The following is a 13,681-nucleotide window of genomic DNA, read 5'->3' on the forward strand; positions in this document are numbered from 1 at the left end:
ATTTGAGGAAGCTATTCATGGTATCCAATAAATCCAATCATTCTTCCTGTTTTGCCATTATCCCTACGATGGGAAAAAAACGTTTCATCTTCCTCAAATGTACAATAATTTGATATATGTATATGAGTGTTCTGAATTCCAGCTTGTAAAAGAATTTCATGATTTAAACGTTTTAAGTCTAGCATATAATGGCCATTTTTTGTAGGCTTTGTCGTTTTTTCTTTAAAATGGTGTGGAATATGGGATATGACCTTATCATCTACTTCATACTGTGTTTTACCAATACACGGTCCAATTGCAGCCTGTATATTAGTAGCTTCAACACCCACTTCTTTCAATTTATCTACCATCACCTTTGCCATTTCATGCACAGATCCGCGCCATCCTGCATGGGCAATCCCAATCCATTTTGTTATCGGATCAAAAAAATACAGTGGAACACAATCAGCAAATAAGGCAGTAAGTAGGACGCCTTTTTTGTTCGTGATCATACCATCACACCCAATGATGGCGTCGTGGTGATTCCGAATACCTTTTCCTTTTTGTTCTGCTGTCACCACAGCAATATCTGTGCCATGAATTTGTTCGGCAAACACCCATTGCTCTAATGGAAATTCAAGCTCATGAGCAAGCTTGTTTCTGTTTGCAATGACGTCTTCTTTTTTGTCTGGTACGTGCAATCCAAGATTCATACTTCGATACGGAGAGCGGCTAATACCACCTTTTCTCGTTGATATCCCAACTCGTAGGCGATCATCGACGGATTCCCACTCTTTTAAGGATAAATAGGATAGATTTGTTCGTTGAAAAGAGTCTGCCATACGTTGCATCCCACCTTGTTTTTTTCCATTTTACCATACAGAACCTGTTCCCCAAATACTAATTTTGCTGATGATCTACTTGATTTAAATAAAGAGTGGGTTGTTGCACCTTTTTTACAAGAATAACATCCTCACCAATTGTCAAGATATGATTCCATGGAATGATTATTTCTTCTTCGCTTCCAAATAGGCCCATTACTTTCCCTTTTAACCCGATAACGAGTGCCTGTATGCTTCCTGTATCTACATCAATTTCTAAGTCTGATAAATGGCCAAGTCTTTTTCCATCCTCCACAACGACAATATCCTTCGTTTGCAATTCAGATAATGTACGCAATGATACCACCTGCCTTTTTACAACTATATGCAGGAAATGTGCTATTTTTTCGTTTTTATTCATTAAAACGTTAAAAACCCCTTGCCTATTAATAAAATAGACTAAGGGGTTCATTTGGCTATGAGATTACTCAAACATTTGTTTATTCATTTCATGAATAGCTGCTTTTTCCAATCGAGATACTTGTGCTTGTGATATGCCAATTTCTTCAGCAACTTCCATTTGTGTTTTCCCTTGAAAAAATCGTTTGTTAAGAATCATTTTTTCTCGTTCATTCAATCGATGCATGCCCTCTTTTAGTGAAAGCTTGTCTAACCAAAAGGTGTCTTTATCTTTTTCATCACTTAGTTGATCCATAACAAATATTGGATCGCCACCATCATTGTAAATTGGTTCAAACAGGGATACTGGATCTTGAATCGCATCCATAGCAAAGACTATGTCTGAATGCGGCACCCCTAATTCTTCAGCGATTTCCATTGGTGTAGGATCCTTTGATGTCTTACTAATTAACTTTTCTCTAACTTGCAGTGCTTTATATGCTATATCCCTTAATGATCTTGAGACTCGAATAGGATTATTGTCTCTTAAGTATCGACGGATTTCTCCGATTATCATCGGAACGGCATAAGTTGAAAATTTAACATTATGACTCAAATCAAAATTATCAATTGATTTCATTAAACCGATACAACCAACTTGAAATAGGTCATCTACATATTCACCACGGTTATTAAATCGTTGAATAACACTTAGAACAAGCCGTAAATTTCCATTCACTAACTGTTCTCTTGCGGATATGTCTCCTTCTTGCATTTGGCGAAATAATTTCCTCATTTCTTCATTTTTCAAAACAGGTAATTTAGAGGTATCTACCCCACAGATTTCCACTTTATGTCTTGTCATGTTCTACCCTCCCGATTGGAGATCTATTCATGGAACAGTATCTCCCCTGGGAAGGAATTTTATGCAAGTCGTTCTTTCTCTTAACCAGCTGTAAACGGTTTAATTACTATTAATAAAGGGTTAGACCATTTTATTAAATTCTTTTTTCAGCCTCCGGATAATCTTTTTTTCTAAACGTGAAATGTAGGATTGCGAAATGCCTAACATGTCCGCAACATCCTTCTGTGTTTTTTCCTCTTCTCCAATCAAACCAAATCGAAGCTCCATAATTTGTTTTTCTCGATCATTAAGCTGCTCCAGTGCTTTTTTCAACAAAGATTTATCTACATTTGCTTCGATTCCCTTCGTGATAATATCGTCATCCGTACCTAGAACATCTGATAACAGAAGTTCATTTCCATCCCAATCAATGTTTAAAGGTTCATCAAATGAAATTTCAGATTTTAATTTATTATTTCTCCTCAAGTACATTAAAATTTCGTTCTCAATACATCTCGATGCATAAGTAGCAAGTTTGATTTTTTTTTCGGGATTAAACGTATTTACAGCTTTAATTAAACCAATTGTACCAATACTAATTAAATCCTCAATATTAATTCCAGTATTTTCGAATTTGCGAGCAATGTATACAACTAAGCGCAAATTTCTTTCAATAAGCATGGATCTTGCGGCTTTATCTCCAATGGGTAATCTTTTCAATAACTCCGCTTCTTCTTCTTTTGACAAAGGAGGTGGCAATGCCTCACTTCCACCAATATAATATATTTCTTTCGTTTTAAATCCTAATTTTATTAATAGGTTATACCACCATAATTGAATTTTTAATTTCCACTTTTTCATCTAGTAATCTCTCCTTTGCCTCTGTTTTATGCGGAAGAAATGACCGATTGCTTCACTATTTTGGGATGTAACAAACAGTGATAGCTTCCATCAGTTGCTAAATCCCCAAATTGTAGGCCAATTAATAATTTGTTTGTGGATAATTCCGTATTATTGTAATGCAATAACAAGGACTCTGGTTTAATTGCAATCATGAAGGTACGATTTCCATCTACTCCTTGATATGGGACGATGTGCATTTTGCCTTGCCAACCTTCAGGAACAGCTTCAAAGTCCAGCGTTTCCTGTGCGCCCTCGAGTAATGACCATTCCGTTTTACTAAACCAATTTGCCAGAAAGCTTTGGTCACAGATGATTACTGGTCTTTGAGATAGTGGATCGACAAGCTGGTTCCCACTATCAATATAACCAGTAGTTGAAAAACGCTTTCCCTTCATTTGAATCGTAACCTCACATAGTTGGTCATAATGTATTTTTTCGCCTTCTTGCCTGTCCATTCGGGATTTCGTAAACCACCAAATAATAGGAAATCCAATGGCGACAAATATCCAACTGATTTGATCCCCGTATCCTGTCTTGAAGGTTAACATGGCATTCCCTGTTGTATTAAACTGTTGTCCAAGTAAAAAATGACTGGCGATTAATCCACCTCCAAGAGTGAAAGTGATAAAATAAAAAGAAAGGATTCTTTTTATATACTGTCTCGTATTCTTAAATCCAAATGCACACCATATAATGATGAAGGAATATAATCCTTTCCCAAGTGGAGAAGTAAGAAAAGAGTCTGGAAAATAAATTGTAAGAGGAACAATAATCGAGGCTACAAAGGCCCCGAATGCAACACGTAATCTCTTAGTATTATCTTTTGTGATCCATTGTGTTAACAGAAGAATCATAAAGTCTAACAATAAATTCAGTACCCAAACTGCATCTAAGTAAATCTCCACCTTTTTCTTCCTTTCGAATCAAGTGCATTTATGAGGATTTGAAGCTAGTATAACGAAGATGAAAACAGAAGTCTGTCACATTTTGTGTTCTATCAACGACTTATTTTTAGAACTTATTAGTGATTTTGTCGGAAGCAAAATGAATATAAGTTGGAAGCAGGAAGTCGGAGATTGGAAGTCGGAAGTTAGAAACAGGAAAAGAAAAAAAGGATCAAAAGATATAATTCCTTTTGATCCTTCTCAAATCTATGTTTGAATTTTATTCGATTTTATCTTCTTCGATTTCGATTTCGCAAAAAGGTAGGTATATCTAATGTATCTTCTTCTTGCTTTACTTTTTGCTGTGTTTGGGTCTCACGACGTGGATCTTCCCTGCGTCTTTCAGTTGACGCTTGCTGGGCTGTATTTACTACTGGACGTTGCTTTGGTTGATTGCCGCTCGATAATTTAGATTCTTCAAAGCCTGTTGCGATAACAGTTACAACGATTTCCTCTTTGAGATCTTCATTAATAACAGAACCAAAAATAACATTCACTTCCTGGTCTGCAGCAGACGTAACGATATCCGCTGCTTCTTGAACCTCATACAAGCTTAAATTGGCACCTCCGCTTATATTCATTAATACACCATGTGCACCATCAATAGAAGTCTCCAGAAGTGGAGACGATATAGCTTTTTTTGCTGCTTCAGTTGCACGGCTTTCTCCAGTTGCAACCCCAATTCCCATTAATGCTGATCCTTTGTCAGACATGATTGTTTTCACGTCCGCAAAATCAACGTTAATTAGCCCTGGTACAGCAATTAAATCAGAGATACCTTGTACACCTTGCCTAAGAACATTGTCGGCTTCTCGGAATGCTTCTAGCATCGGTGTATTTTTATCAACAATTTCGAGTAAGCGATCATTAGGAATGACAATCAGCGTGTCCACATTCGTTTTAAATGCGTCAATTCCAGTCATTGCTTGTGTTGATCTTTTTCGACCCTCAAAAAGAAACGGACGAGTGACAACACCAACCGTTAACGCACCTATCTCTTTTGCAATCTGTGCAATGACAGGGGCAGCACCAGTTCCTGTACCTCCACCCATTCCAGCTGTAACGAATACCATGTCGGCACCTTGCAATGCTTCTTCAATTTGTTCTTTGCTTTCTTCAGCAGCCTTGCGACCAACCTCAGGATTCGCACCTGCTCCCAGACCCCGTGTAAGCTTCGTACCTATTTGCATTTTAACTTCTGCTTTTGATAAATTTAGAGCCTGTGCATCCGTGTTGACAGCGATAAATTCCACACCTTGTACTCCGTGCTCAATCATTCGATTAACCGCATTGCTACCGCCACCACCAACGCCGATTACTTTGATCGTTGCTAGCTGATCCAAATTCGTATCGAAATCTAACATCTTTCGTTCCTCCTAAATTTGCAAGATTACAAGATTCGTTGAAGTTATGTTCATTTCCATGTCATTTAAAGCGCACTTTAATCGAAAAAATATTTAAACAGATTAGCGATTCCTGAATCCTTTTTCTTTTGCACTGTTGTTTCATCGTTTTTCTGTGTTCTTTTTATTTTCTTAGACTTCGGTTCCTCATACATCGTTACAGATTGAAACAATTCTTTACCTTGTATTTTCGCATTACGATAGGCAAATTGCAAGATACCTACGCCTGAAGTATATTGAGGCTCTCTAACCCCAATATAATCTGGAATAGCAACCCGAACATTTGTCTGAAATATATCTTGAGCGAGATCAAGAACGCCAGGCATACTCATGGATCCCCCTGTTAGTACATATCCACCAGGGATTTCCTGATATCCCATTTTTCTAATCTCACTTTCAGCAAAAACAAATATTTCTTCTAATCTAGCTTCTATCATATCAGAAATTTGCAGCTGATTAAATGTTTGTCTTTTGTTACTTCCAATAATAGACGCTTCAAAGGTTTCCTCTTCTCTCGCATCGTCAAAGAATGCATGGCCATGATTTACTTTAATTTCTTCCGCTTCTTCAGAGGATGTGCGAATACCAATTGAAAGATCCTTTGTAATGTTGTCTCCACCTAACGGAATAACACTAGTAGAAACGAGATGATCATTTTCAAAAATGGAAACAGTTGTACTACCGCCACCAACATCAATTAAAGCGACACCAAGGTTTTTCTCATCCTTTGATAAGGCGATCGAACCAGAAGCAAGTGGCTGTAAACAGATATCAAGCACCTCAAGATTAGCTCGTTCCACGCACTTCAAGATATTATGTAAAACTGTCTTAGAGCAAGTAATAATCGTTCCTTCCATCTCTAATCGTACACCAATCATTCCTCGAGGATCGTTAATCTCATCAAGTCCATCAACAATAAACTGTCTTGGTATAACATCAATAATCTCGCGTTCAGGTGGAATGGAAATTACTTGTGCTGCATCGATTACTCTATTGATATCATCGTTCCCTATTTCCTTGTTATCACTAGAAACCGCAACAACGCCATGGCAAGGCTGCAAATTTATATGGTTACCGTCTACTCCGACAACCACCCGATCAATGTGCATATCCACCATACGTTCCGCTTGTTCGACTGCTGTTTTAATGGATTGTACAGTTTGATCTATATCAACAATGGCACCTTTTTTCATTCCGTTTGATTTCGCTGTACCAACTCCAATAATATTTAAAGAATCCTGTAGTACTTCACCAATTATCACTTTAATTTTTGATGTACCGATGTCTAGACTAACCAATATCTCATTGTTCAATGAAAGGCACCTCCTAATTTAAGGCATCTGAATAGTTCAAATATTAACGAAAAAACGAACAAATTACAATCCATTTTTATTGTTTACTATCAGATTGTTAAAAATTACTAATATTTTTCAATACACGATGAAACTTATTACAAAATTCTTCTTTAATATAAAGGATATTCAACATAAATCGACGATTCCCTTTTATTTTCTTTTAAATTTCTCTAATTTCTTATGTTTCGACAAATTTTCCATGAAACACCTGCGTATGATGGATAGATTTTGAAAAAGTCGTACTCCAAATGCGAAAACAGCTGCTAGGTACAAATCGATGCCTAGCTGTACACCGAGAAAGGCAAGCAGTGCTGCAAGCGAAACATTAAAGAAAAAGCCAGATATAAATATTTTTTCATCGAACTTATTCTCTAAATGTGCTCGAATCCCTCCAAATAATGTGTCAAATGCAGCCAATACTGAAATAGATAGGTAATTCGCATATTCTTCTGGAATCGTAATATTAGACAAGAAACCTAACAAAATACCAACAACCAAAAATAGTGCTGGTAACCACATTAATTCTCACCTGCTTCTTCTATCTCTTTCACTTTAATCCATTTAACATTGATCGTTCCATCATATTTAGGTAGCGTAATATCATCTTCCAATGTTGCAGTTATATCTAGTGCATCAATTGCAAAGTTATCTTTTGAATTACTAACTTGCAAATAGTCGAAAAGTTTTTTAGGGTTTTCGGCTAAAACCAATATTTTTATTGGCAGAGATGGTAGTGGTTGGTTATTGACATATGTTTTACCATTAACATATCGAATCGGGCTGAGATTTGTAATTCTTTCATTTTCTATCGCGATCTCTTTTGCTCCAAAACTATTTAATTCATTGATTAACCGGTTTAAATGGTCTGGTGTAAGGCTTGGATATTGTTGTAGTTCATCTGATTCGACAAAAATAGGTTCAATTGTAAGCACAACTCCAGCTCCAGTAACCTCCGTAAGACCAGCTTCTTGAGTCAAATTCTCAATGGAGTTCTTTATTGTTTGAAGCTTTTCTTCTTCCGTTTGTTTGTCATACTTTTCAATTGTCTGATCTGTTTGTTCTATTTGTTTATAAAGACTTTGTTGAAGTTTCTGCTGTTCTTGAATGGCTGTTCGAACCTCCCACAGGTCTCTTGTATCGCGTTTTTTTGGAATTTGCGTTGATTGAAACTGCACGGCTATCATTATACCAGTAAGTAGACAAATAAAGGAAACAAGAATTAGATGCTTCTTTTTCATTGCTACCACCTGTCTCCTGAAACTCTTGATTCCATATCAACACGATCCTGTTTTTCAATTTCAACCTCTATATTATCACTTACAAGAAGATCGACTACTCCATTCGTTAACGTCACACTTGAATAAAGCACCTCAGGATTTCCAATTGCAGACACAACAAAAGGTGCTGGGTACGGAATCCCATCCACAGAAACAACAGGACCAACACATGAAATATAGCTATCACGATAAATCCTTTGACCGTTAATCGCCACCGCATTTGCCCCAGCACTTAACAGTTCGTTCATAACTAAGTAAATGTGCCGTTCATGAACAAGATAATTGTTCGGATTTTCTTCAGATGGTACATAGTCTGCATCTCGTAACGTTACTTCAATCCCTTCTCCAGTAATTGGAAGTTCCCCAACGAGAATCTGTAAATCTTTTTTTCTTTCCACGTACCTACTAATTAATTGTTGCTGTTCCCCTAGTTTTCCTTCTAACTGCTGGAGGTTTTGACGTTTTTCTTCTAATTCATTTCTGAGCTCCTTATTCTGTTCTTCTAGTTGGATTAACTGCTGCCGATAATAATAATCTTTTTCCCATTGTTGATCAGATAGTTGAATGACGTTTGATTCATTTTTTGTGTATTGGTAGCTGAATGAAACAAGAAACCCTAACACCAGAAAAACGAAAGAAAGGATAACGTGCCTACCCTTCAACTTCATTTTCATTCTCCTTCGTTTTAGGCATTTCTTCATCAGAATTGGCGCTAAATTCCTGAAAATAAGCTCCTACCCCAATATGTATCACTCCAGAACCCTTCTTACTTGCATCAATTTGTGAGGCAATTGAAGGGTATAGTTGCATTCTTTTTGAAAAATTACGAATCGATGCCTCTACCAGAAATCCATCATTCATATATAGTATGATTCGATAGGGGTTGTCCTTTTGAGGCTGCCATTCGATTTCAGAAATTAAATCCACTACACGATCTGATAAGGCATTTAACTCATTTGTCATTTCTTTCAAATAAATTTCTTTCGTAAAACCACTTAACAACGGAGCATCCCCAAGAGAAGGTTCCCCTTGTTGTTTGTCCAAAACTTTTCCGGTTTCTAAAATTGGACTCCAACTCCCATTTACTTTTACATAGGCAACTCGATCATATTCTTCTACCTCAATACGAATGGTTGATGGGAATTTCTTAGAGACCTGAACACTCTTAATAAGAGGATTATTCTTTATTGAAGTTTCCACTTTATTTTTATCAACGCTCCAAAAGTTGTCTTTTTTCGAAAGACCACTTTGTTCCTTTATGTACTGTTCCTCGAGAAATGCGTTACCACTCACAGCAACATATCGAACATCACTGAGGGAGGATTGTAAATAAATGATAATGGAGATTAACACAAAGAAAACAGAGAGATAAAAAATCAAGCGTCGGTTTGCTTTTTTCTTCCGAGCCTGCTTTAGTTTAGGAATTCTGTCTTCAATCGACACAACCTTCTTTTTGTTCATCTAAGGTCTTCCTTTAAAAAGATTTTACGCATATTTAAATTATATCACATTTTTATTCTTTATCCGACCTACTTCCAAACAATTTTCAACTTCATTTTACTAAACGTTCATTTAATAGTGCATGTTCAAAAAGTCACCGAATTAGAAGCAAGCAGGTCGAGGCGGCGTAGTTTTGAGGAGCGCAGTGTAGACATAACCTACATGAGCACCGGAAAAACAAGCCAACGAAGAGATGCGCCGCTTATCATTTGGTGACTTTTTGAACATCCTTTAATGAACAAAAAAACTCCTTCCCCATTAAAGGAGAAAGAGATGTTAAGTTAAATTTTCGCATATTTACTTATATTCAACAGAATTCCGACAGAGAAAAGTGTAAGGGTTAATGATGAGCCACCATAACTAATAAATGGTAATGTTATCCCGGTAACAGGTATAAGCCCAATAACCACGCTAATATTGATCATCACCTGTATCGAAATCATCCCGATAATCCCTAACCCCAGTAAACTTCCAAATGTATCTGGTGCAGCTAAGGAAACACGAATCCCTCTCCATAAAAGAAGTAAAAACAAGAGTAGCACGAACGTTCCACCGATAAACCCCAATTCTTCTGCCAGTATTGCAAAAATAAAATCATTTTGCGGCTCAGGCAAGTAAAAAAACTTTTGCAGACTTTGGCCTAAACCTAGCCCCATTAGTCCACCAGGCCCAATAGCATAAAGGGATTGAATAATTTGGAATCCATCCCCTAGTGGATCCTCCCACGGATTTAAAAATGCCGTAATTCGATCGATACGGTATGGCGCGGACGCTATTAATCCAGCAAAACCAACTAAGCCAAGTAGTCCCAATCCGATAAAATGTGAAATTCTAGCTCCTGCTACAAAGATCATCACCATGCTGGTTAAAACAAGAACCATACCTGTACCCAAATCGGGTTGTAGCATGATAAAGCCAAATGCAACAAATACAAGTAGAAGGGATGGAAGAAAGCCCTTTTTTAAGGATGTAATATACTTTTGGTGGATGGATAGATATGTAGCTAAAAAAATGATTAATCCAAGTTTCATGAACTCAGAAGGTTGAACACTAAAGGCACCAACCCCTATCCAGCTCCTAGCTCCACCACGGACCATTCCAACTCCTGGAATTAAAACAGCTAATAGTAACAGGAAACAGATAAGTAAGATCGGCTTTGCGTACTTTCGCCAAAAATAATAAGGAACATTCATGACACCATACATGGCGATTATCCCAACAACAGCGAACAGCAACTGCCTTTTAGCAAAGAAAAAAGAATCATTAAATCTGTAATTAGCCCAAATAGCCGAAGCACTATATACCATTACAACTCCAACGGTTAACAAAGCTAAAATCACGATCGTTAGTATTAAGTCTGGCGCGTGTTTACTCTGCGCCTTTTGTCTCCATTTAAACAAAAAGACACCCCATCTCCAAAAAACATCAGAACGTGGGGCTTGGCCATAATAGTGCGTGTTCAAAAAGTCGGCAAATTAGAAGCAAGCAGGTCGAGGCGGCGATGCTTCTGAGAACCGCAGTGTAGGCTTTCCCTACATGAGGACCGGAAGAACGAGCCATTTAAGGAATACAGGCTAAGACCGCCACGTCCTGTGGCAACGCCTGCATGACCCACATCGTGTGGGCCCGAGATGCGTAGCTTATCATTTGGTGACTTTTTGAACATCCTCTAATAGAGAAGAGAGCCTTCTCACTATAAAAAAAGAGGAAGAACTCGATGCAACATGTAAAACAAGCCCCTATTCTAATGTATGCACAGCTTCCGTAAACATGTCTCCTCTTTCTTCAAACGTTGCATATTGATCCCAGCTTGCACATGCTGGTGAAAGAAGTATGATGTCCTGTTCACTAGAGAGCTCATACGCTTTTTGTACGGCATGTTTTACATTATCGACGAATTTCACTGTATCTATTCCTGCCTGGTGTGCAGTTTTAGCTAATTTTTGAGCTGTCTCTCCAAAAACCACCATGGCTTTTACTTTTTCTAAATGTGGGATTAAATCATCAAATGAATTCCCTCGATCTAATCCTCCAGCGAGCAATATGATCGGATGTTCAAAAGCTGCTAATGCCTTGGAGGTTGCTAAAATGTTGGTTGCCTTTGAATCATTATAAAATAATCTTCCATTTCGATTATCTACAAACTGTAAGCGATGTTTGACACCTGTAAACGTCTTAAGTACATCTTGAATGGCTGCTGTTGTCACACCGTTTAATTTAGCTGCACAGACTGCCGCTAAAATATTCTCTAAATTATGTTTTCCGACGAGTACGATATCGGAAAGTAAAATGATTTCTTCCTCTTTAAAGTAAATCGATGTGTTGTTACACCAAGCTCCATCTATACATCTCTTTGTAATAGAAAAAGGAACTTTGATGGAAGGTGCTTCCTGAACAGTATCCACTACTTGTTCGTCATCCGCATTGTATACAATAAAGTCGTGTTCCGTTTGATTTTTAAAAATATTGCTTTTTGCACGTTTGTAGTTTTCAAACGACTGATGATAATCAAGATGACTTTCAAATAAATTTAGAAGTACGGCGATATCAGGTCTAAACGTTTCAACACCTAACAATTGAAAGGAGGAAAGCTCTATGACCATACTTTCATTTTGTTCAAGTGATTGTGCTACCTCCGTTGCTACGTTTCCGATATTTCCAGCAATTTTAGCCTGTTGATTACTATTTTTCAACATTTCATAAATTAACGTAGTAGTAGTCGTTTTCCCGTTTGAGCCAGTTATTCCGATCAAATGGCCATCAACAAGGCGTGAAGCCAATTCGATTTCCGTTATAATAGGTAGCTCTCTTTGTTCTGCTTCTGCGACGATTACATTGTCATAAGGTATGCCTGGGTTTTTAACTAATAAATCAACATCGTCCAAAACAGAGATAGGGTGTCCACCTGTAACCACTTCTACACCCATCTCTTCTAATTGTCGTACAGCTAAATCAGTAGGCTTAGCCTTTAAATCATTTACTCGTACCTTTTTACCACTTTGTTTTAAAAGCTTAGCAGCGGCAGTCCCGCTCTTCGCTAATCCCAATACTAAAATTTTCTCATACGGTAAGTCCACAATTTTTTTCATTATAACCACACCTCAATATAAATACCCAAAGCAGCGAAAATAAATCCAACCATCCAAAAAGTTGTGACAACTCTCCATTCTGACCAACCCATCAGCTCATAGTGATGGTGTAGTGGACTCATTTTGAAAACGCGCTTTCCAGTTGTTTTAAATGATATGACCTGTATGATAACAGAAAGCGTCTCAAGGACGAATACGCCACCAATTATAACTAATAGAATTTCCATTTTTGTAAGGATGGCGATCGTTGCGATCGCTCCTCCCAAAGCTAAAGAACCTGTATCCCCCATAAACACTCTTGCCGGGTGCGCATTAAATACTAAGAAACCTAACAATGAACCTACAACCGCTAGCGAAAAAATGGTGATTTCAAACTGTGGGAAACCATACCAAGCTAAAATGCCAAATGCACCAAAGGCGATTGCTGCTGTACCAGCCAAAAGTCCATCCAATCCGTCTGTTAAATTAACGGCATTAGATGTCCCTACAAGCATGATCATGATTAAAACAGCATAGCCAAAGCCCAGTTCCCATTGTATATTCGTGCCAGGAACCTGTATATATGTAGGGAAACCTTGCTGTCGTAAAATAAAGTAAAAAATAATGGAAATCACCACTTGGCCAAGAAGCTTTTGTTTGGATGTTAGCCCCAAATTCCGCTTCAATACCACCTTTATAAAGTCATCAAGAAATCCTAATAACCCAAAACCTAATAAAACAAATAATAGCAAAAACACTTCAAAATTTAGCGGGTTAGGATTAAATTTACTTGTCATGACAAGCGTGGTAATTGTAATGCTAATCACGATCATAACCCCACCCATTGTAGGGGTGCCCGTTTTCTTTTGATGGGATTGTGGCCCTTCCTCACGTATACTCTGTCCAAACTTTAGTCGTGTTAATACCGGGATTAACAAAGGAGAAACGAGGACGGTTATTAAAAAGGCAATTGCCATTGTCACTATTAAGACGTATTCATTCAATTACATTCCCTCCCTTACTACAGTTACCGTCCTTAAACATCTACAAATGTGTGTTCAAAAAGGTCAGCTGTGACTTCATGTATATTCTTTACAAGGATATGTTTTCTAATAGCGAGCGTTCAAAAAGTTGCCGAATTAGAAGCAAGCAGGTCGAGGCGGCGTAGTTTTGAGGAGCACAATGTAG

The 13,681-nt window shown here is 37.7% G+C and carries 14 protein-coding genes; all 14 read right to left on the bottom strand.

The genetic code is table 11. The features are described from left to right. Positions 1-11: 11 nt before the first annotated feature. On the bottom strand, positions 12-821 hold the full coding sequence (gene pgeF / locus NC797_RS04050) for a peptidoglycan editing factor PgeF (RefSeq protein WP_272435425.1): 810 nt from the start codon (positions 819-821) through the stop codon (positions 12-14). A gap of 58 nt (positions 822-879) precedes the next feature. Then, positions 880-1,221, bottom strand: a complete 342-nt coding sequence (locus tag NC797_RS04055) for a YlmC/YmxH family sporulation protein (protein ID WP_334313184.1) — start codon at positions 1,219-1,221, stop codon at positions 880-882. A gap of 63 nt (positions 1,222-1,284) precedes the next feature. Next, on the bottom strand, positions 1,285-2,064 hold the full coding sequence (sigG, locus tag NC797_RS04060; RefSeq protein WP_272435426.1) for an RNA polymerase sporulation sigma factor SigG: 780 nt from the start codon (positions 2,062-2,064) through the stop codon (positions 1,285-1,287). A 120-nt stretch (positions 2,065-2,184) separates the two neighbouring features. Beyond that, entirely contained in the window at positions 2,185-2,904 is a 720-nt protein-coding gene (gene sigE, locus NC797_RS04065; RefSeq protein ID WP_272435428.1) for an RNA polymerase sporulation sigma factor SigE, read from the bottom strand. Positions 2,905-2,930: 26 nt separating this feature from the next. Further along, complete coding sequence (gene spoIIGA, locus NC797_RS04070) at positions 2,931-3,851, bottom strand: sigma-E processing peptidase SpoIIGA (RefSeq protein WP_272435429.1); 921 nt, start codon at positions 3,849-3,851, stop codon at positions 2,931-2,933. A gap of 269 nt (positions 3,852-4,120) precedes the next feature. Then, a complete protein-coding gene (ftsZ, locus tag NC797_RS04075; RefSeq protein WP_272435430.1) occupies positions 4,121-5,254 on the bottom strand; it encodes a cell division protein FtsZ in 1,134 nt (377 codons plus the stop codon). Between the two features lie 77 nt (positions 5,255-5,331). Next, positions 5,332-6,606 carry a cell division protein FtsA gene (gene ftsA / locus NC797_RS04080; RefSeq protein ID WP_272435431.1) on the bottom strand — a complete coding sequence of 425 codons (1,275 nt, stop codon included), beginning with the start codon at positions 6,604-6,606 and terminating at the stop codon, positions 5,332-5,334. Between the two features lie 192 nt (positions 6,607-6,798). Next, positions 6,799-7,167 (bottom strand): small basic family protein, encoded by a 369-nt coding sequence (locus NC797_RS04085; protein WP_272435432.1) that lies wholly within the window; start codon positions 7,165-7,167, stop codon positions 6,799-6,801. Further along, positions 7,167-7,886, bottom strand: a complete 720-nt coding sequence (locus NC797_RS04090; protein WP_272435433.1) for a DUF881 domain-containing protein — start codon at positions 7,884-7,886, stop codon at positions 7,167-7,169. The genes NC797_RS04085 and NC797_RS04090 overlap by 1 nt, the downstream gene beginning before the upstream one ends. A 2-nt stretch (positions 7,887-7,888) precedes the next feature. Further along, positions 7,889-8,593 (bottom strand): DUF881 domain-containing protein, encoded by a 705-nt coding sequence (locus tag NC797_RS04095; protein ID WP_272435434.1) that lies wholly within the window; start codon positions 8,591-8,593, stop codon positions 7,889-7,891. Next, entirely contained in the window at positions 8,577-9,386 is an 810-nt protein-coding gene (locus tag NC797_RS04100) for a cell division protein FtsQ/DivIB (RefSeq protein ID WP_272435435.1), read from the bottom strand. The genes NC797_RS04095 and NC797_RS04100 overlap by 17 nt, the downstream gene beginning before the upstream one ends. Positions 9,387-9,706: 320 nt before the next feature. Beyond that, positions 9,707-10,825 (bottom strand): stage V sporulation protein E, encoded by a 1,119-nt coding sequence (spoVE, locus tag NC797_RS04105; protein WP_272435436.1) that lies wholly within the window; start codon positions 10,823-10,825, stop codon positions 9,707-9,709. A gap of 339 nt (positions 10,826-11,164) precedes the next feature. Next, on the bottom strand, positions 11,165-12,514 hold the full coding sequence (gene murD, locus NC797_RS04110) for a UDP-N-acetylmuramoyl-L-alanine--D-glutamate ligase (protein ID WP_272435437.1): 1,350 nt from the start codon (positions 12,512-12,514) through the stop codon (positions 11,165-11,167). Further along, positions 12,514-13,470: a phospho-N-acetylmuramoyl-pentapeptide-transferase gene (gene mraY, locus NC797_RS04115; protein ID WP_417168683.1), complete on the bottom strand. Its 957-nt coding sequence runs from the start codon at positions 13,468-13,470 to the stop codon at positions 12,514-12,516. Before mraY ends, murD begins: the two co-directional genes overlap by 1 nt. Positions 13,471-13,681 lie beyond the last annotated feature (211 nt).

The sequence above is a fragment of the Terrihalobacillus insolitus genome, from assembly GCF_028416575.1.
GTDB lineage: Bacteria > Bacillota > Bacilli > Bacillales > Amphibacillaceae > Terrihalobacillus > Terrihalobacillus insolitus.

Bases quoted from the DNA above. Each gene is read 5' to 3' on its own strand.
- pgeF (WP_272435425.1), bottom strand. From the start codon at position 821: ATGGCAGACTCTTTTCAACGAACAAATCTATCCTATTTATCCTTAAAA.
- NC797_RS04055 (WP_334313184.1), bottom strand. From the start codon at position 1,221: ATGAATAAAAACGAAAAAATAGCACATTTCCTGCATATAGTTGTAAAA.
- sigG (WP_272435426.1), bottom strand. From the start codon at position 2,064: ATGACAAGACATAAAGTGGAAATCTGTGGGGTAGATACCTCTAAATTA.
- sigE (WP_272435428.1), bottom strand. From the start codon at position 2,904: ATGAAAAAGTGGAAATTAAAAATTCAATTATGGTGGTATAACCTATTA.
- ftsZ (WP_272435430.1), bottom strand. From the start codon at position 5,254: ATGTTAGATTTCGATACGAATTTGGATCAGCTAGCAACGATCAAAGTA.
- NC797_RS04085 (WP_272435432.1), bottom strand. From the start codon at position 7,167: ATGTGGTTACCAGCACTATTTTTGGTTGTTGGTATTTTGTTAGGTTTC.
- NC797_RS04090 (WP_272435433.1), bottom strand. From the start codon at position 7,886: ATGAAAAAGAAGCATCTAATTCTTGTTTCCTTTATTTGTCTACTTACT.
- NC797_RS04095 (WP_272435434.1), bottom strand. From the start codon at position 8,593: ATGAAGTTGAAGGGTAGGCACGTTATCCTTTCTTTCGTTTTTCTGGTG.
- NC797_RS04100 (WP_272435435.1), bottom strand. From the start codon at position 9,386: ATGAACAAAAAGAAGGTTGTGTCGATTGAAGACAGAATTCCTAAACTA.
- murD (WP_272435437.1), bottom strand. From the start codon at position 12,514: ATGAAAAAAATTGTGGACTTACCGTATGAGAAAATTTTAGTATTGGGA.
- mraY (WP_417168683.1), bottom strand. From the start codon at position 13,470: ATGGCAATTGCCTTTTTAATAACCGTCCTCGTTTCTCCTTTGTTAATC.